Origin of the sequence: Ensifer sp. PDNC004, from assembly GCF_016919405.1 — a bacterium.
In the GTDB taxonomy this organism is placed as follows: domain Bacteria; phylum Pseudomonadota; class Alphaproteobacteria; order Rhizobiales; family Rhizobiaceae; genus Ensifer.
The window spans coordinates 137,585-155,435 of the sequence record NZ_CP070354.1; the positions used below are offsets into that span (position 1 = coordinate 137,585).

General features: G+C 62.5%; 15 protein-coding genes. All 15 read left to right on the forward strand.

Annotated features, from left to right (window positions below; translation table 11 throughout):
• Positions 1-426 precede the first annotated feature (426 nt).
• On the forward strand, positions 427-1,503 hold the full coding sequence (locus JVX98_RS28980) for an ABC transporter ATP-binding protein (protein WP_205239891.1): 1,077 nt from the start codon (positions 427-429) through the stop codon (positions 1,501-1,503).
• Positions 1,504-1,587: 84 nt separating this feature from the next.
• Positions 1,588-2,478 carry an ABC transporter permease gene (locus tag JVX98_RS28985; protein WP_371826603.1) on the forward strand — a complete coding sequence of 297 codons (891 nt, stop codon included), beginning with the start codon at positions 1,588-1,590 and terminating at the stop codon, positions 2,476-2,478.
• 2 nt (positions 2,479-2,480) lie between these two features.
• A complete protein-coding gene (locus tag JVX98_RS28990) occupies positions 2,481-3,326 on the forward strand; it encodes an ABC transporter permease (RefSeq protein WP_043621711.1) in 846 nt (281 codons plus the stop codon).
• Positions 3,326-4,072, forward strand: a complete 747-nt coding sequence (locus JVX98_RS28995; protein WP_192449046.1) for an SDR family NAD(P)-dependent oxidoreductase — start codon at positions 3,326-3,328, stop codon at positions 4,070-4,072. The genes JVX98_RS28990 and JVX98_RS28995 overlap by 1 nt, the downstream gene beginning before the upstream one ends.
• 14 nt (positions 4,073-4,086) lie before the next feature.
• Positions 4,087-4,860, forward strand: coding sequence for an SDR family NAD(P)-dependent oxidoreductase (locus JVX98_RS29000; RefSeq protein ID WP_205239893.1), 774 nt, complete (start codon positions 4,087-4,089; stop codon positions 4,858-4,860).
• 141 nt (positions 4,861-5,001) lie between these two features.
• Complete coding sequence (locus JVX98_RS29005) at positions 5,002-6,234, forward strand: PotD/PotF family extracellular solute-binding protein (RefSeq protein WP_192449048.1); 1,233 nt, start codon at positions 5,002-5,004, stop codon at positions 6,232-6,234.
• Between the two features lie 151 nt (positions 6,235-6,385).
• The gene (locus tag JVX98_RS29010) at positions 6,386-7,492 is read left to right on the forward strand and encodes an ABC transporter ATP-binding protein (RefSeq protein WP_192449049.1); all 1,107 of its coding nucleotides are present in this window, start codon (positions 6,386-6,388) and stop codon (positions 7,490-7,492) included.
• Between the two features lie 34 nt (positions 7,493-7,526).
• On the forward strand, positions 7,527-8,408 hold the full coding sequence (locus JVX98_RS29015) for a polysaccharide deacetylase (RefSeq protein ID WP_205239894.1): 882 nt from the start codon (positions 7,527-7,529) through the stop codon (positions 8,406-8,408).
• 52 nt (positions 8,409-8,460) lie between these two features.
• On the forward strand, positions 8,461-8,784 hold the full coding sequence (locus JVX98_RS29020; RefSeq protein ID WP_205239895.1) for a hypothetical protein: 324 nt from the start codon (positions 8,461-8,463) through the stop codon (positions 8,782-8,784).
• Positions 8,784-9,863 carry a GTP-binding protein gene (locus JVX98_RS29025; protein WP_205239896.1) on the forward strand — a complete coding sequence of 360 codons (1,080 nt, stop codon included), beginning with the start codon at positions 8,784-8,786 and terminating at the stop codon, positions 9,861-9,863. The genes JVX98_RS29020 and JVX98_RS29025 overlap by 1 nt, the downstream gene beginning before the upstream one ends.
• Entirely contained in the window at positions 9,860-11,080 is a 1,221-nt protein-coding gene (locus JVX98_RS29030) for a PotD/PotF family extracellular solute-binding protein (RefSeq protein WP_205239897.1), read from the forward strand. The genes JVX98_RS29025 and JVX98_RS29030 overlap by 4 nt, the downstream gene beginning before the upstream one ends.
• Positions 11,081-11,089: 9 nt before the next feature.
• A complete protein-coding gene (locus JVX98_RS29035; RefSeq protein WP_205239898.1) occupies positions 11,090-12,457 on the forward strand; it encodes an amidase in 1,368 nt (455 codons plus the stop codon).
• A 295-nt stretch (positions 12,458-12,752) separates the two neighbouring features.
• Entirely contained in the window at positions 12,753-13,724 is a 972-nt protein-coding gene (locus tag JVX98_RS29040) for a helix-turn-helix domain-containing protein (RefSeq protein WP_205239899.1), read from the forward strand.
• A 97-nt stretch (positions 13,725-13,821) separates the two neighbouring features.
• On the forward strand, positions 13,822-15,861 hold the full coding sequence (locus JVX98_RS29045) for a hydantoinase/oxoprolinase family protein (protein WP_192449056.1): 2,040 nt from the start codon (positions 13,822-13,824) through the stop codon (positions 15,859-15,861).
• On the forward strand, positions 15,854-17,809 hold the full coding sequence (locus JVX98_RS29050; RefSeq protein WP_205239900.1) for a hydantoinase B/oxoprolinase family protein: 1,956 nt from the start codon (positions 15,854-15,856) through the stop codon (positions 17,807-17,809). Before JVX98_RS29045 ends, JVX98_RS29050 begins: the two co-directional genes overlap by 8 nt.
• Positions 17,810-17,851 lie beyond the last annotated feature (42 nt).

Here is a 17,851-nt window from a genome sequence, read left to right on the forward strand (position 1 = left end):
TGTGGGAGATTGGACTCTGCGAAGCCGACAGGGGTCGCCAGTCAAATTGATGATCCGTCGTGGTTGCGCCCAGCGGATCCCGCAATTGCATAGTGTTCTGTATGATTTGAGGCGCACTGTCTTGCGGCGGGAGGGAAGCGTCCCTTCATCGGATTGAGGTGCGGCATTGCCGTTAATCTGCATCTGACAAAGCCGAATAAAAGTCTATTGCATACAAAAATCATTCATGTCATGGTTCGTGACATGCAAGCGCTCAGAAGAAGCGCGCAGGTGGAACTAACTTTTTAAATCGTAGAGGACCGTGATTTCAGCCGCGCATGTGAACCATGCGTGATCGCTATCGCATGTGCGTTCGGATGCCTGATCGGCGCCGACGAGGGCGAAGCATTCGCTGATGGCCGGTCGGCGATAACGGGCAGGAAAACGATGTCGACAGTCCTACAGCTCAAAAACGTCACCAAGGCTTTTGGCGAGATGCGTGCGCTCGATGGTATCGATCTCGCGCTGCCGGGCGACGCCTATATCTCGCTTCTCGGCCCAAGCGGCTCCGGCAAGACCACCTTGCTGCGCGTCATCGCAGGCTTTGAGGATCCGGACGGCGGCAGCATCCTGTTCGACGGCAAGCGCATCGACACCGTGGCGCCGCATCAGCGCGGCATCGGCTTCGTGTTCCAGAACTTCGCCCTGTTCCCGCATCTTTCGGTCGCCCAGAACATCGCCTTCGGTCTCGAAAACCGCGAGATCGATGCGGTGACGGACCGCCGGGTGGTCGAAGGGCGGGTCAAGGACATCATTGCTCTCGTCGGCCTGACAGGTCTCGAAGGTCGCGCCGTCACTCAGATTTCCGGCGGTCAACGGCAGCGCGTCGCGCTGGCCCGCACGCTCGTCACCGAACCGCGCATGGTTCTGCTCGACGAGCCGCTCGGTGCGCTCGATGCCAACCTGCGCGCCCGCATGCGCATGGAGCTTCGCGCCATCCGGGAGCGCTGCGGCGTGACTTTCCTGCACGTAACGGGAAGTGAGACCGAGGCGCTGGCAATGGGTGATACGGTCCTGGTACTCGATCGCGGCCGCATCGCGCAATCGGCCGATTCCGATACGATCTACAACCGTCCGGCATCACCGGCGGTCGCCCGCTTCCTCAATTGCTACAACCTCTTTCCCGGACGGCTGGAGGGCGGTGCCTTCGTCGGCAGTGCCGGGCGCTTTTCGCTGGGCGATCGCCCGGCAACCCGCGCGGCGCAACCGGCCTATGCGATCCGCTACGACCGTGTTGCCGTGCGCCCGCGCGAAGCGGCGATCGGGAACGACGAGGTCCGCGTCGAGGGCAATTTCGTTGCCAGCGAATATTCCGGCGCCGCAGTCAATTCCTTCTTCACCCTGGATGATGGTCGGGTCTTCGAAGTGGAGACCCATCTCAGCCATGCCGCCCCCGAGGCCTATGAGGATCAGGGCCGCTATGCGCTCGTCTGGAAACGGGAGGACGCCCTTGTCTACGCTTGAAACGCCTCACGCGCCCGAAACTGAAACTGCCAGAGCCAATGCCTCGATGCTGCGCTGGTCCCCGGAGATTGAGAGATGAGCATGATGGCCGTTGCGGAACAGACGGAAGCAGAATCCGTCGCTGAAAGGAAACCCACCGGAAAAGCGCTCTGGCTGCTCGCCCCTGGCGTGCTATGGATGGTCCTGTTCCTCGTCCTGCCGATGCTGATGATGGTCTACGTATCCTTCTGGACGCAGACCACCTTCAAGATCGAGCCGACACTGACCCTGAAGAGCTGGGTCACGTTTTTCACCAGCGATACCTATCTCGGCGCTCTTTGGACGACGGTGCGTATCTGGCTGATCGTTCTCGTCGCGACCGTCCTCGTCGGATACCCTGCGGCTCTCTATGTCGGACTGTTCGTCAAGAACAAGGCGCTGCAGACGGTTCTGCTGGTCCTTTGCGTCATTCCCTTCTGGACCTCGTTCCTCATTCGCGTTCTCGCCTGGCGCCCCATGCTCGGCAAGGAAGGCGCGATCAACATGATCCTCATGAACGTCGGCATCATTGATACACCGATCGAGGTCCTCCTGTTTTCGGAACTCTCGGTGACCATCGGCATGACGCAGATCTATTGCGTCTTCATGGTCGGGCCGATCGCCTTCATGCTCGGTCGCATCGATCACTCCATCATCGAGGCGGCGCAGGATCTGGGGGCCGGCTTCTGGCGGATCTTCCGTACGATCATCCTGCCGCTCTCCATGCCGGGTGTGGTGGTCGGCGCGATCTTCGTCTCCGTGATGGTGCTTGGGGAGTTTGCCACTTCCGCAGCACTCTCCGGCCGCAAGGTCAACCTCCTCGGCAACATCATCGTCACCCAGGTCGGCTCGTTGAAATGGGCGTTTGCCGCGGTGGCCGGCGTCGTTCTCACCGTCCTGATGGGCGCCGTCATCGCCGCTCTGCTCAGGGTCGTCGACCTCAGGAAGGAACTCTGATCATGAACGCCAGCGGCATGAAACTCGGCCTCGGCGCCTATACCGCGCTCTTCCTGGTCTTCCTCTATGGACCGCTTGCGGTGCTTGCGATCCTCTCGTTCCAGACTGGGCCGGAAGGCGGACCGCAGTTCCCGATCATCGAATGGTCGACCTATTGGTACCAGCATCTCTTCGGCCTGACGCCGCCGTCGCGTATTGCGCCACTGCCGATCGAACAGGCACTGGTGCGCTCGCTCGGACTTGCCGTGATGACGATGATCGTCTCGACCGTTCTGGGCGTTACCGCAGCGCAGGCCTTCCGCCGCAAGTTCCGCGGTTCCGGCGTTGTCTTCTATCTCATCGTGCTCGGCATGATGGTACCCGGCGTGCTCGTCGGCCTCGGCATGGCGCTCGTTGCCAATACGCTGGGCATTGATCGCCACTGGTGGGGCACGGCCTTCGTGCTGCACGTGGTCTACACGTTCCCCTTCGCCTTCCTGGTGATGCTTGCGATCTTCAACCGCTTCGACCCCAGCATGGAAGAGGCGTCCTGGTCGCTTGGGGTCACTCCGGCGCGTACCTTCCGCAAAGTCACGTTCCCGCTGATCTTTCCCGGCGTGCTCTCGGCGATGCTCTTTGCTTTCACGCTTTCCTATGACGAGTTCTCGCGCACGCTCTTTGCCTCGGGCCGTGATCTGACCCTGCCGCTGGCAATCTACGGCACCTTCTCGGTTGAAGTGCATCCGAACGTCTTCGCCTTCGGCGTGTTGACGACGCTGTTCTCTTTCGCGCTGCTTGGCACCTACGCGGCCTTGATGACGCTTTCGGTACGCCGCGCCAAGCGCGTCGCGATCCAGGAGGAGGCGTAATGGCAGACGCTTCCTCTCACGCAGCAATCGTCACCGGCGCCGGCTCCGGCATCGGACGCGCCATCGCCTTGAGGCTCGCAACTGACGGATATGCCGTGCTGGTCAACGATCTTTCTGCCGTGCGCAGCCAGGCCGTCGCCGCCGAGATCGTTGCGGCAGGCGGCAGGGCGACTGCTGTTGCCGGTGATGTTTCCAGCGAGGAGGATGTTCGCGAGATCGTGGAGGCCGGCGAGCGCGCCCATGGCACGACGACGCTCCTCGTCAACAACGCCGGCATCGCTCATCAGGCGCTGTTCGAGAACCTCGAGGTCGGCGACTTCGACCGGATGTTTGCCGTTCACGTGCGCGGTACGTTCCTGGTGACCCGGGCGGTGCTGCGCCCGATGCTTGAGCGCGGCGAGGGGGTGATCGTCAATATCGCCTCGCAACTCGGTCAGATCGGTGGTGTCGAACTTGTCCACTATTCCGGTGCCAAGGCCGCGATCATCGGCATGACCAAGGCGCTGGCCCGCGAAGTGTCGAGCCGCGGCGTTCGCGTCAATGCCGTCGCGCCCGGGCCGGTCAATACGCCGCTCGTCATGGAACTCTCTGACGACTGGCGCGCAGCCAAAAAACAGCAATTGCCGCTAGGCCGCTTCGGCGAGCCGGAAGAGGTCGCAGCCACGGTGTCCTTTCTGGCATCGCCGGCAGCCAGCCTCTTCGTTGGCCAGACGCTCGGGCCGAACTCCGGCGACGTGATGCTTTGACAGGAAAGTTGGAAATGACACACCCTCCCAAGACGTCCCGCATTGTCATCGTCACCGGTGCCGGCATCGGCATCGGCCAGGCAACCGCCAAGGCCTTTGGGGCGTCCGGCGATTATGTGGTCGTGACCGATATCCTCGAGCGTGAAGGTATCGCCACCGTAGAGGCGATCCGTGCCGCCGGCGGCTCTGCCGAGTTTGTCTATTATGACGTCCGCTCTACCGCGGCGACCGATGCCATCATCGCCGACCTGGAGGCGCGCCACGGCCGCATTGATGTCGTTGTTGCCAATGCCGGCATCGCCCATCGCACGCCGCTGACCGAACTTACCGACGACAAGTGGGATCTCACCTTCGACATCGACCTGAAGGGCATCTTCCGGCTGGCTCGTGCCGCGGCGCCCGGCATGCGCCGGCGCGGGGAAGGCAGCATCGTCGCGCTCTCCTCGATCATGGGCGTCGCCTATGGCTGGGACGAGCATGTCCATTACTCCGCGGCAAAGTCCGGCGTCGTCGGCCTCGTGCGCGGGTTGGCGGTCGAGCTTGCTGCCGACGGCGTGCGCGTCAACGGCGTCGCGCCCGGATACATCCGCACGGCGCAACTGCTTTCCGAGGAGAACTCGCTGGGGCCCGTCGGCGCGGAAGCGGCAGCCGCTTTCATTCCGATGAAACGGCTCGGCACGCCGGAAGACATCGCCGACGTCATCGCGTTCCTGGCGTCGAACGCCGCTCGCTACATGACGGGGCAGGTGCTGGTCGTCGACGGTGGCCTCCTGGTCGGGCGCTACTGACGCGCCCTTGCAATCGTGCGGCGGCCACAGAGGGAGCGACCGGCTCCAGGCCTCCGGACCGAGTGCCGCGGTGGCGGCGAATGATGAAGAGGGGGCCGAAAAAACGGCCTCCGGGGAACAACGACAACTGGAGAAGAGACAATGCCGAATATGGAACTCAATCGCCGCTCGCTCCTCAAACGCTCCGCCGGGGTGATGGCGCTCGCGATCGGAGGCGGAACGCCGTTCCTCTCCTCGCGCGCGGCTTTCGCGCAGGCGAGCGATCTCGCCAGCCAGCAGCTCCGCACTATCGGCCTTTCGGTCACCGTGCAGGAGCGCATCCTCGAGCAGTTCAAGGCGGCAGCCGGCGTCGGCGGCACGTCGGGAACGGCAGCCACCTTCCCGGACGCGCAGACGAAAATCCTTTCCGGCTCCAAGGACTATGATTGCTGGGAGATCATCGCCGAGCGTCTGCCGTCGATCGTCATGACCAACAATGTCGAGCCGATCCCGGCTTCGGCGCTGAAGAACTGGGCGAATATTCGCGATACCTTCACCACGCCGAGCGACAAGTGGGACCGGGCCGCCCAGATCGTCGGCCAGATCTGGACCGACGACGGCCAGTCCTCGCTGAACATGGTGCCGGCCGTCTATAACTACGATTCCATTGGCTACAATCCGGATGTGCTCTCGGCCGAAGAGGCCAACAGCTGGGCTGCGATCTTCGACCCCAAGTGGAAGGGCAAGTCCGGCATCAACACCGACCCGCTGATCGCGATCGGCCAGGCGATGATGGCGATGAACTCGCTTGGACTTTCCGACGTCAAGAACCCCGGCAATGCGACGGCTGCTGAGATCGACGAAGCTGCGAAGTTCCTGATCTCCAAGAAGAAGGAAGGCCAGTTCCGCGCGCTCTGGGGCGATTTCGGCGAACTCGTCAACCTCATGGCATCGGGCGAAATGGTGGTCTGCGACGCCTGGCAGCCGGCCGTCATGGCGGTCAAGGCGCAGGGCAAGCCATGCCGCTATGCCGTGCCGAAAGAAGGGTATCGCGGCTGGGCGATCGGACCTGCGATGATCGCTGGCACGACGAACAAGGAAGCCGTCATCGCCTATGCCGACTATTGGCTCTCTGGCGAACCGGGCATCACCGTTTCGGAACAGGGCTACTATTCGCCGTCGACCAACATCAAGAACGTCATGGCGCCGGAAAAATATGCCTTCTGGTACGAGGGCAAGCCCTGGGTCGGCGCTGCCGAGCGCGGCATCAAGGAAGGGGACCTGCGCGACGGCGGCTCGCTCGAAGAGCGCGCCAAGAACGTCGCCTACTGGCACCAGTGGCCGGACGAATACGATCACCTGATCCAGAAGTGGGACGAGTTCCTGAACGCTTGACCGAACAGGCCGGGCGGCCGTGCCGCCCGGTTCTTGAGACATGGTGCATGGCCCCGAGCGACCACCCGGTCGGCTCACATACCAACCGGTCGGGATGGCCGGGGCCATGCGCCCGATAGCCGTGATTTCAGCCAAGCTCCGGAGAGCCACGATGATCTTCGACCTCGAACTCAACAATGTCGGCAAGGTCTATGACAACGGCACGCCTGCCGTGATCGACTTCAACCTGTCCGTCGCCAAGGGCGAGTTCATCGCGTTCCTCGGCCCTTCCGGCTGCGGCAAGACAACGACGCTCAGGATGATCGCCGGTTTCGAGGCGATCTCCTCCGGCGACATGCTGATCAAGGGCAAGCGGATGAACGACGTCAGGCCAGAGCATCGGCCGACCTCGATGATCTTCCAGAGTTACGCGCTTTTTCCGCACATGACCGTGCGCCGCAATGTCGGCTACGGTCTGGAGGTGAAGGGCATGGCCAAGCCGGAGCGCGACGCGAAGGTCGATCGCATCCTGGCAACACTTGGCCTGGAAGACATTGCCGACAAGAAGCCCGACCGGCTGTCCGGCGGTCAGCGGCAACGCATCGCTCTGGCGCGTGGCCTGGTGGTCGAGCCTGATATTCTGCTGCTCGACGAACCGCTGGGCGCACTCGACGCCAATTTGCGCAAGGCGATCCAGAACGAGCTCAAGCTGCTGCAAAAGACGCTCGGCGTTACCTTCATCTTTGTCACGCACGCCCAATCCGAAGCGCTTGCCCTGTCGGATCGCATCGTTGTTATGAACCAGGGGCGGGTCGAGCAGATCAGCCCGCCACATCAGCTCTATACGCGGCCGAACACGGCCTTCGTCGCCCAGTTCATCGGCAACAATACCATCTTTCATGGCGAGGTCGACGACGCCTCCGGCGAGCGGGCTCTGGTATCGACTGCCGTCGGCCAATTGTCCGGGCGCGTCAACGGCGCCTTCGCCGGACGGTCACGCGTCAACGTCGTCATTCCGGCAGAGGCGATCGAGGTTCACGCAGCCGCGCGCGTCGACCGTGACCGGATCGCTGCCAATTACGGCGGCAACGTCGTCGGTGCCAACGTGAGCCGCTTCGACGTCGTCGGCCATGTCTCGCATTTGACGGCAGCCCTTCCGGACGGGCGCACCGTCTCGCTGGAGGCCCACGTCGACAAATACCAGCCCGACGCCTTCCCCGTCGGCGCGGACATTCTTTTGAGCTGGCAACCCGGCGAAGCAACCGTGATCCCAGCCTGACCTTTTGAACGAAAACACGAAGGAGACACACATCATGGCCAAGGAAATCCTCTGCAGCTTCGGCATCGACGTCGATGCGGTCGCCGGCTGGCTTGGATCCTACGGGGGCGAGGATTCGCCGGACGACATCTCGCGCGGTCTTTTTGCCGGCGAGGTCGGCAGCCCGCGATTGCTGAAGCTCTTCGAGCGCTTCGGCATCAAGACCACCTGGTTCATCCCCGGGCACTCGATCGAGACGTTCCCGGAGCAGATGCAGGCGGTTGCCGATGCCGGCCACGAGATCGGCATTCACGGCTATACCCATGAGAACCCGATCGCCATGACGCGCGAGCAGGAAACCGAAGTGCTCGACAAATGCATCGAGCTCGTTACCAAGCTGTCGGGCAAGCGGCCGACCGGCTATGTCGCCCCCTGGTGGGAGTTCTCCAACGTCACCAACGAGCTGCTGCTCGAACGCGGCATCAAGTACGACCACTCGCTGATGCACAACGACTTCACGCCCTATTATGTGCGTGTCGGCGACAAGTGGACCAAGATCGACTATTCGAGGAAGCCATCGGACTGGATGGTGCCGCTCACGCGCGGCAAGGAAACCGATCTGATCGAAATCCCGGCCTCCTGGTATCTCGACGATCTGCCGCCGATGATGTTCATCAAGAAGTCCCCGAACAGCCACGGCTTCGTCAATCCGCACGATATCGAACAGATCTGGCGCGACCAGTTCGACTGGGTCTATCGCGAGATGGACTATGCGGTGTTTCCGATTACCATCCATCCGGATGTCGCCGGACGCCCGCAGGTTCTGATGATGCTCGAGCGGCTCTATGCCCACATGATCAAGCATCCGGGCGTGAAGTTCGTGACGATGAACGAGATCGCCGACGATTTTGCCAAGCGCTTCCCGCGCAAGAAATAACCAACCCGGGGGCGGCCTGCCGCCCCCTTGGACCTTTTGAACGGACAGCATCATGTGTTCCCTTTGCGGCATCCTCGGCGGCAACGAACATTGGGCGGACGCCGTGGCGCGCCCCGGTGTCTTCACCCGCAACGTCGAGCGGATCGATCGCCGGCGTGAACGGGCGAACCGTGTGCGCATCGCCAACGCAATGCTTGCCCGCTTCGGCCTGACGCTTGCCGATTGGCAAGGCGCATCCTTCGTGCTGTCGACGCGGACGGGCAAGAGCGAGATCATCGAGGATATCGGCCATTTGTGGCCGGCCGCCGAACGGCTCTGCGGCCGGCTCTGCGATCCGCTCGATCCTGCCTTTATTGCCGGGGCGGAGGAAGCGTGATGGTCGAGGATATACCGCGGCTCACGCCCATCAACCTTTTGACCGGCTTCCTCGGATCGGGCAAGACGACGCTGCTGTCGCGGCTGCTTGCCGACCCGGCGCTCAGCGACGCCGCGGTGCTCATCAACGAATTCGGTGACGTCGGTCTCGACCACCATCTGGTCGAGCGTATCGACGACACCATGGTGCTTCTGCAGTCCGGTTGCCTCTGCTGCACCGTGCGCGGTGAACTCGCCGATGCCATCAAGGACCTGCATTCCAAACGTGAGCGTGGGCTCGTACCCTCGTTTCGGCGCATTGTCGTCGAAAGTACCGGGCTCGCCGATCCCTTTCCGGTGCTGTCAACGATCAAGGCGGATCCGGTATTGCGCCATCATTTCCGGCCGGGGAACGTCATTACCACGGTCGACGCGGTCAACGGCCTGACGCAACTCGAGACCTACGTCGAATCCAACCGCCAGGCGGCCGTCGCCGATCGCCTGGTCGTCACCAAGTCTGATCTGAGCGATGCGGGCACTGTCGTGGCACTGTCGGACAAACTGCGGATCATCAATCCGGATGCGCCATTGGTGCTGGCTGGCGAACCGGACATCGACCTTGCCGCGCTGATCGACGAGGCGCCGACGCTGCGCGCGGGCGGCCTGCAGTCGGCGAGCGGTTTCTATTGCGATGCGCCCACGGTTCTGACGACGGCTGACGGTACGGCGCATGCCTCCGCGGTGACCTCATTCGTGATGACGGTCGAAAGGGCGGTGGACTGGACCGCCTTCGGCCTTTGGCTGACAATGCTGCTCAATCGCCACGGTGAACGGGTTCTGCGGGTCAAGGGTATCCTTAATATCGCCGGGGAAGAGCGCCCTGTCGCCATCCACGGCGTTCAGCATCTGGTGCATACGCCTGTCCATATGGAGCGCTGGCCGGATGAGGACCGCCGCTCGCGCATCGTCTTTATCGTTGACGGTCTCGATGTCGGACTGCTCAAACGGTCATTCGAGGCATTCGCGCTCGATCGGACGCCCGTGCTCACCTCGGATGTTGCCGAAGAACCGGTATTACAGGAACGGCTTTCGTCCCAATGAGCAAGCAGCAGCCTGATCAAACGACAGTTCCCACTCCTGCCCTGCATCTGGTCGGCCGGCCGAAGCTCCGGGTGCTCGGCACGGCGATCTCCCTGCTTGAGGAACTTCGGGTGCGTGCCGAAGAGGACCTCGGCATTGAGGTGGTGTTCGACAACAACGACTTCCTGACGACCCAGCACAAGGCGGCGCAGGAACCGGACAGCTACGACATCTATGACCAGTGCTTTCATAACCTGGACATCGTCTGGTACTGGCGGGCGATCCAGCCGATCAGCATCGGGCGCATTGCGCTTTGGGACGAAATCAACGATCTGACGAAGACCGGGCATATCGGTCCAAATGCACGGCTGGGGCAGGGGGACGCGCCCGTCAAGAAGCTCTTCGTCCAGCCCAATCTCGAATTGGGCGATACGCCGTCGACGTCGGTTTCCATGTTGCCGACGACCCATAACTTCGACAGTTTTGCCTATCGCACGGATGTGGCGCCGAACGCGGTTGCGATGAACAGTTGGGCGGCGTTGCTCGACGAGCGTTGGGCTGGCCGCGCTGCGCTGGTCGACGAGCCGGCAATCGGCATCTTCGATGCAGCGCTCGCGGCTCAAGCTGCCGGCCTCATGAGCTTCGACAACATCGGCAGCATGAGTGTCGATGAGATTGATCGCCTGATCGGGCTGTTGGAAGAACGTAAGAAGGACGGCTATTTCCGCGCCTTCTGGCGAACGGCCGAAGATGCGGCCCGCCTGATGTTGCGCGGCGAAACGGATATTCAGAGCATGTGGTCGACCGGCATCAACATTCTCAATGGCCAGGGGGTTCCCGTCGAGCAGGCCGTTCCTGCAGAAGGCTATCGCGCGTGGCATGGTGGATTGTGTCTCGCTCGCCATCTTTCCGGCCGCATGCTCGACGTCGCCTACGAGTATCTCAATTGGTGGATTGCCGGTTGGCCGGGTGCGGTCGTCGCCCGCCAGGGTTATTACATTTCCACCCCCGAACGGTCCCGCGCCTTCATGTCGGTGGCGGAGTGGGACTATTGGTATGGCGGGTTGCCGGCGGCCACGGATCTGCCGGGTCCCGACGGCACGATCCGTATCAAGGCGGGCTCGGTGCGCAGCGGCGGCTCCTACTGGCAGCGGGCCAACTGCATTGCGGTCTGGAACACCACGATGGACGAGCACAACTATCTGGTCCGCCGCTGGATGCAACTCGTCGAACGCTAAAGGAAGTCTATGATGCAGGATATTGGCGGGCGCTCGATTGCACAGCTCTCGGTGTTGTTGCAATCCGGGGCACTCGACCCGCGCGCGCTCACGGAGTGGACGCTTGGACGTGTCAGGGATCATGTCGACCAGGCGATCTTTACAGTCGTTACGCCGGAGCGGGCGATGAGCGAGGCCGAGGCATCGCACATGCGGCTTTCATCTGGCCGTCCGCTTGGGCTCCTCGACGGTATCCCTGTCGCCTGGAAGGATCTCTTCGCGATCAAGGGCTTGTCGACGACCGCCGGCTCGATCGTGTTGAAGAATGATCCGGCGGCCATAGAGGACGCGGCCGTCGTGGCTGCTCTCGCCAATGCCGGCATGGTCAGTGTCGGGCGGGTCAATATGAGCGAGTTCGCCTTCTCCGGCCTCGGGCTCAATCCGCACTACGGCACGCCGCGCAACCCATGCTCAAAGGACGTCGGGCGCATTCCTGGCGGTTCGTCTTCCGGGTCCGGTGTTGCGGTCGCCACAGGTCTCGTGCCGGTCTCGATCGGCACCGACACCGGAGGGTCGATCCGCATTCCGGCGGCGTTGAACGGCATCGTCGGTTACAAGGCGACGCGCGGCCGCTATTCGATGCGCGGGGTCTTCCCCCTGGCAAAAAGCCTCGATTCCCTTGGCCCTCTTTGCCGCACGGTCCAGGATGCCGTCTGGGTTGATGCCGCGATGCGCGGTCTTCCAGCATCGGAAGTGCGCAGGGGTAGCCTGGAGGGTCTTTCGATCGTCGTGCCGACCGATGTCGTGTTCGATGGCGCTGAAGAGGGAGTGTTCTTTGCCTTCGAAGAGGCGCTGTCGCGGCTTGAACGGGCGGGCGCAAGGGTCAGGCGCCAGGCGTTTCCCGCTTTCAAACGCATCTTCGAGATCACGGCCGCTCATGGTCCCCTCGTAACGGCCGAGGCATACGCCTTGCATCGCTTGAGGCTCGAAGGCGCGGATGCCGCATCGATGGACAGGCGCGTCGTGTCTCGGGCTCGGCTTGGGGAGAAGATCGCACTCTCCGACTATATCGCAATCCTTGACGCCCGCGACCGGTTGGTCGCCGAGGTTTCGACGTTGGTCGGCCCAAGCGAAATCATCGCCTATCCGACTGTCGCGCACGTCGCGCCCCCAACGGTGCCGCTCGAAGCGGATGACGCCCTGTTCGTGGAGACGAATGGGCGGACGCTGCGCAACACATTGATCGGCAACTTCCTGGATTGGTGTGGCGTATCGCTGCCCTGTGGCACCGGCGAAGCGGGTATGCCGGTCGGTCTTCTGCTGTCCGCTCTGCCGCATCACGATACGCATCTTCTTTCCGTGGCACTGGCTGCGGAAGACGTGGTTCGTGTGGGCTGATACCGTGGAATTGCAGGCTCTGGCACTACGCCCACCGACAAGAGCGAACGCACTTTGCGACTAGCCGGGCCGCAAGAGCCGTAGTTTACTGACCCTACAGCGCCCTGCGTCTTATGAAATGCGCAACGGATGCTGAAGCACTTTGCAGGAGATCCTCCGCGAAAGCCTCAAGCGCAAGACACGAAAGATGTCGCGAAACGAAGGCCGGTGGGATCACAGAATGACCGAGATCGGCAGCGCTTGGCACAAAGGGAACAGCCGGGCGAGGGGCCGTCGGACTTGATGGGAGCTTCGCATGGACGTGAGTTATTCCACGGCAGGCACCGCTGCGTTCGAGCGCAAGCGCTATTGGGACGAGGCCGTGTCGAGCACTTATTTTCCGCTCGATCTGCGCTTCCAGAACGCGCAGGAGTTTTCCGGCGAACTCAACGTCTGGGATCTTGGCGCCGTCTCACTGTCACGGTTGGAATCTGACGGCTTGCTTTACCGCCGGCAGAAACGGCATCTGTTGCATGAGCGCGAGGAGAGCTACCTGATCACTGTGCCGGAGAAGGCCGAGATCAGCTTCGAGCAGAGCGGCAAGGAAGTGACCTGCAAGCCCGGCGCCTTCCTGGTCGAACGCAGCCATCTGCCCTATGAATTCAGCTATAGTGCGAAGAACACCCTTTGGGTGCTGAAAGTGCCGATCGTCGCGTTACGGCCCCGTGTCGGACTGCCTGAGCGCATTGCCTCGCTGAGCTTCGATTCCACCCGCGGCACCGGTGCCCTCTTCGTCGACATGATCCGCCTGGTCGCGCCGCGGCTCGTGGAAATGGATGCATCCGCCCGCGACATGACCGGAAAGCACCTCGTCGACATCCTGGCGATGTCGCTGACATCGGACGAGCGCATGCTGATGTCGGATGCGACATCGGTTCAACTCGGCCACTTGCACCGGGTCGAGAGCTTCGTACGGGCCAATCTCGCCAGAAGCGATCTCGGTCCGCAGACAATTGCCGAGGCCTGCGGCATCTCGGTGCGCTATCTGCACCAGATCATGAAGCAGCAAGGCACGTCGACGTGCCAGTGGATCCGGCTGCAGCGGTTGCTACGCTGCGACGAAATGCTTCGGGATCCCGTCTGCCGCAAGCTTGTTTCGGAGATCGCCTATGCCTTGGGTTTTGGCGACCACGCCCAGCTCAGCCGCCATTACAAGGCGCATTTCGGCCTCAGCCCGACCGAAGCGCGCGAAAGATACCTGAAGGAGCGTGTGCCCGCATCGGGCTGATCGTTCAGCGACCACCCTACCGTGACGCTTTCCAGCGGTCGCTTTGGCCGATGGCGAAGCCTTGCCCAATTTCTACTTTCGAGACAGGAGACGGAACTTGCAGAACCTTCGCGTAGCGGTCGATGTCGGCGGCACTTTCACCGACATCTGCATCATGGACGAGACGACTGGCCTCATCCGCGTCGAAAAGACATCATCCTCTGTCGACCCGATCGATGGCATCATGTCGGGCGTGGAAAAGGCCGGCATCGATCTCGAAAAGGTGGCGCTGTTTTCGCACGGCACCACCGTTGCCACCAATGCCCTGATCACCCGGCGCCTGCCGCGCACGGCGATGGTCTCGACGAAAGGCTTCCGCGACGTCATCGAAATCCGGCGCGCCAACAAGGAAGACCTCTGGGATACCTACAAGGATGTCGTGCCGCCCTACGTGCCAAGACGCGACCGGCTCGTCGTTTCGGAGCGCGTCGACGCCCAGGGCGAAGTGGTGACGCCGCTCGACGAGAAAGAAGCCCGCGACGTCGCCCGTATCCTCAAGCGCCGCAACGTCGCCGCCGTCGCGGTCTGCTTCATGAACGCCTTCATGAATGGCGAGAACGAGCGGCGGATGAAAGAGATCCTGATGGAGGTGATGCCCGGCGTGCCGGTCTCGACCTCGTCGGAAGTACTGCCGGAGATCTTCGAACACGAGCGGTTTTCGACCACGGTGGCCAATGCGGCACTGAGCCCGGTCGTCGTCGACTATACCTCGAGGCTCGGCAAGCGCCTTGCCGCGGACGGTTATCAGCGCGACCTGCTGCTGCTTCATACAGGCGGCGGGGTGATGACGCCGAAGAGCGTGGAGGACTTTGCCGCCCGGCTTGCCGGTTCCGGTATCGCCGCCGGCGCGATCGCCAGCAAATACATCGCCGAACTTTGCGGCTTCAAAAACTCGATTGGCCTCGACATGGGCGGCACCTCGACCGACGTGTCGCTTGCCTATGACGGGCAATCGCGGGTGACCAAAGACTGGTTCATCGAATTCGGATACCCGATCCGCTTCTCTTCGATCGAGGTGCTGACGATCGGTGCCGGTGGCGGATCGCTTGCCTGGACGGATGAGGCGGGCTCGTTGCGCAACGGCCCACAATCGGCCGGCGCCAATCCGGGCCCGGCTTGTTACGGCAAGGGCAACAAACAGCCGACCAATACCGATGCCAATGTCGTCCTCGGTCGCCTGGGCACCAGTCTGGCCGGCGGCAAGATCACGCTTGATGCGGGACTGGCAGAAGTTGCGGTCAAGGACGGCGTCGCCGCGCCCTTCGGCCTCGGTCTGCACGAGGCTGCGGACGCGATCATCCGCGTCGCCAATGCCAACATGTCCGATGCGGTACGTTTGATCTCCATCAGCCGTGGCTACGATCCGCGCGACTTTGCGCTGGTCGCATTCGGTGGTGCCGGCGCGCTGCACGGGGCGGCGATCGCCCGGGAGCTTTCGATCCCGGCTGTGATCGTGCCACCCAATCCCGGCGTGACCTCGGCGCTCGGCTGCCTACTTGTCGACATGCAGCACGACTTCTCGGAAAGCTACCTCAAGGCGGCAGCCGATGCCGATCCCGCAGCGATCGAGGCAGCCTTCCTCCGTCTTGAAAAAGAGGCGCTGGAACGGCTTGCACACGAGGGTGTCGCCGAAAAGGACGTGGTGCTCCAGCGCAGCATCGACATGATGTATCTCGGCCAATGGCGCTCGCTCGCGGTTTCAGCCCCTTCGGCCATGACCGAGATCGCGCCGCTCGTCGAAGCCTTCCACCGCGAACACGAGCGCGAATATAATTTCCGCCGCGACGAAACGCCGGTGAGCCTCTTCCGCATCAATCTGAAGGCGATCGGCGTCGTGCCGAAGGCGACGCTGGCGCGCCATAAGCCGACGGGCATCGTGCCCGAGCCGAAGACGCGGCGCATCGTCTGGTTCGATGGAGAACGTGGCCTGGATACGCCGGTCTACGAGCGCGAAACCCTGCCGGCCGGGCTCGTTCTTTCCGGGCCTGCCATCGTCGAACAGCTCGATTCCACGGTCGTCATTCCACCGGACACACGCGCCGAAGTCGACCAGTTCCTCAACATCATCATCCGCATCGAAGGTGAGAAGAATGTCTGAACAGCAGAGCCTTGATCCCGTCACCTTCGAGGTGCTGAAGAATTCCTTCATCACCAGCGTCGACCAGATGGCAGAGCAGATACTGAGGACCTGCTATTCCTTCGTCATCTACAACCGCGATTTCTCGAGCGCGCTGCATGATGCAGAAGGCAATTCGGCCGCTCAAGGAAACCAGGACATCGCGGTGCATGTCGGCACCCTGCATTTCACCTGCAAGGACGTCATCCGCGCCTTCGACGGCGACATGCATCCGGGCGACGTCTATGCCATCAACGATCCCTATGCCGGCGGCACGCATTTCAACGACGTGCGTCTGATCCGCCCGATTTTCGTCGACGGCCGGATCATCGCCTTCAGTCAGTCCAACGGCCACTGGTCGGACCTCGGCGGCAGCGTGCCGGGCTCGTTCGACGTGGCTGCGAAGGAGATGTTCAAGGAGGGCATGCGCATCACGCCGATCCGGCTCTTCGACCGCGGCCGGTTCTGCAAGGACGTCGCCAACCTGATCGCTTCGAACACGCGTGATCCGGCCTCGATCATTGGCGACATCCACGCCCAGGCGCAGGCCACCCAGGTCTGCGAGCGCGAAATCCTTCGGCTCGTCGGCAAATACGGGGAAGGCACCGTGAAGCAGGGCCTCGGTGCCGTGCAAGACTATGTGGAACGCGCCATGCGCCAGCGCATTGCAGCGCTGCCGGACGGGACCTGGGAAACGCAGGACTTCATCGACCGCGATCCGGTCGGCAGCGAGGGCATGATCCCGATCAAGGTCAAGCTGACGATCAAGGGCGATCGGGTAATCTACGATTTCACCGGTAGCCACCCGACGATCGGGTCGATCTACAACTCGGCATTCGGCGCCACCTTCTCGGCAGTTGCCGCCGGTATGAAAACCTTCTTCCCGGACCTTCCGCTCAACAGCGGCTTTTACCGCGTCTTCGAGATTATCGCCCCGGAGGGTTCCATCGTCGATGCGAAATGGCCGGTGGCGGTCACCGGCTTCCTGATGCCCTTCGAGAAGATCATGAATGCGATCTATGAGATCTGGTCGAAGATCATTCCGGAGCGGGCGATCGCCTGCGCCTTCAACCTCGAATATCTCCTGACCGGTGGGCGCGATGCCCGGGCGAAAGAAAAGCCGATCTTCATGTTTTATGACTGGCTGCCGGGGGGCTGGGGCGGGCGCAACGGGAAAGACGGCTGCAATGTCACCACCGCCTGCTTCGGCACTGGATTGATGGCGCAGCCGGTCGAGGGGCAGGAGCGCGCAAATCCGATCCTGACGACCGAGTTCGAGGTGCTCAAGGATTCTGCCGGACCAGGCAAGTGGCGCGGGGGGGCCGGTGTCATGAAGACCTCGCGCATGCTTGAGGCGGAGAGCACGGTCATTTCCTATATCTGCGACCGCGAGCGGGCGATCGTCTGGGGTATCGAGGGCGGCCTGCCCTCGATACCGCACGGTCTGACGCTGACGCGCGAGGCGACCGGGCAAAAGGAGTGGCTCGGCGCAACCTTCTCGGACGTCGCGATCGAAGCAGGCGACGTCTTCTCTCGTCCGACCGCCGGCGGTGGTGGTTTCGGTGATCCGCTGGAGCGCGATCCGAAGCGGGTGCTGGAGGATGTCATCGACGACTATGTCTCGGTCGAACGCGCTGCCAAGGACTATGGCGTCGTCATTCAACCGATCGATCCGGAAATCTGCGCCTTTGAGATCGACAAGGATGCGACCGTTGCCTTGCGCCGGCGGATCCGGGCGGAACGCAACGATTGGCTGGCGGCTGACCCGCAGGATGTCTCCGGGCGGTTCAAGGCCGGCGAGATCGATGCCTTGGACGCCGTGCGTCGCTATGCGGTCATCCTCGACTGGGACAGCGGCGATCTGCTGCCGGTCTCCACAGCCCAGTTCCGGGAGATGTATCGCAAGCGTTCGGCGGCCGGCTGGCAGTAGCGTCAAAAATGCCTGGAGGGTGGGTGGTTCGCCCACCCGGGG

Excerpts from the sequence above, each read along its gene's own strand:
- JVX98_RS29040 (WP_205239899.1), top strand. The coding sequence starts at position 12,753 with ATGGACGTGAGTTATTCCACGGCAGGCACCGCTGCGTTCGAGCGCAAG.
- JVX98_RS29035 (WP_205239898.1), top strand. The coding sequence starts at position 11,090 with ATGATGCAGGATATTGGCGGGCGCTCGATTGCACAGCTCTCGGTGTTG.
- JVX98_RS29050 (WP_205239900.1), top strand. The coding sequence starts at position 15,854 with ATGTCTGAACAGCAGAGCCTTGATCCCGTCACCTTCGAGGTGCTGAAG.
- JVX98_RS29020 (WP_205239895.1), top strand. The coding sequence starts at position 8,461 with ATGTGTTCCCTTTGCGGCATCCTCGGCGGCAACGAACATTGGGCGGAC.
- JVX98_RS29030 (WP_205239897.1), top strand. The coding sequence starts at position 9,860 with ATGAGCAAGCAGCAGCCTGATCAAACGACAGTTCCCACTCCTGCCCTG.
- JVX98_RS29015 (WP_205239894.1), top strand. The coding sequence starts at position 7,527 with ATGGCCAAGGAAATCCTCTGCAGCTTCGGCATCGACGTCGATGCGGTC.
- JVX98_RS29010 (WP_192449049.1), top strand. The coding sequence starts at position 6,386 with ATGATCTTCGACCTCGAACTCAACAATGTCGGCAAGGTCTATGACAAC.
- JVX98_RS29025 (WP_205239896.1), top strand. The coding sequence starts at position 8,784 with ATGGTCGAGGATATACCGCGGCTCACGCCCATCAACCTTTTGACCGGC.
- JVX98_RS28985 (WP_371826603.1), top strand. The coding sequence starts at position 1,588 with ATGGCCGTTGCGGAACAGACGGAAGCAGAATCCGTCGCTGAAAGGAAA.
- JVX98_RS28980 (WP_205239891.1), top strand. The coding sequence starts at position 427 with ATGTCGACAGTCCTACAGCTCAAAAACGTCACCAAGGCTTTTGGCGAG.
- JVX98_RS28990 (WP_043621711.1), top strand. The coding sequence starts at position 2,481 with ATGAACGCCAGCGGCATGAAACTCGGCCTCGGCGCCTATACCGCGCTC.
- JVX98_RS29000 (WP_205239893.1), top strand. The coding sequence starts at position 4,087 with ATGACACACCCTCCCAAGACGTCCCGCATTGTCATCGTCACCGGTGCC.
- JVX98_RS29005 (WP_192449048.1), top strand. The coding sequence starts at position 5,002 with ATGCCGAATATGGAACTCAATCGCCGCTCGCTCCTCAAACGCTCCGCC.
- JVX98_RS28995 (WP_192449046.1), top strand. The coding sequence starts at position 3,326 with ATGGCAGACGCTTCCTCTCACGCAGCAATCGTCACCGGCGCCGGCTCC.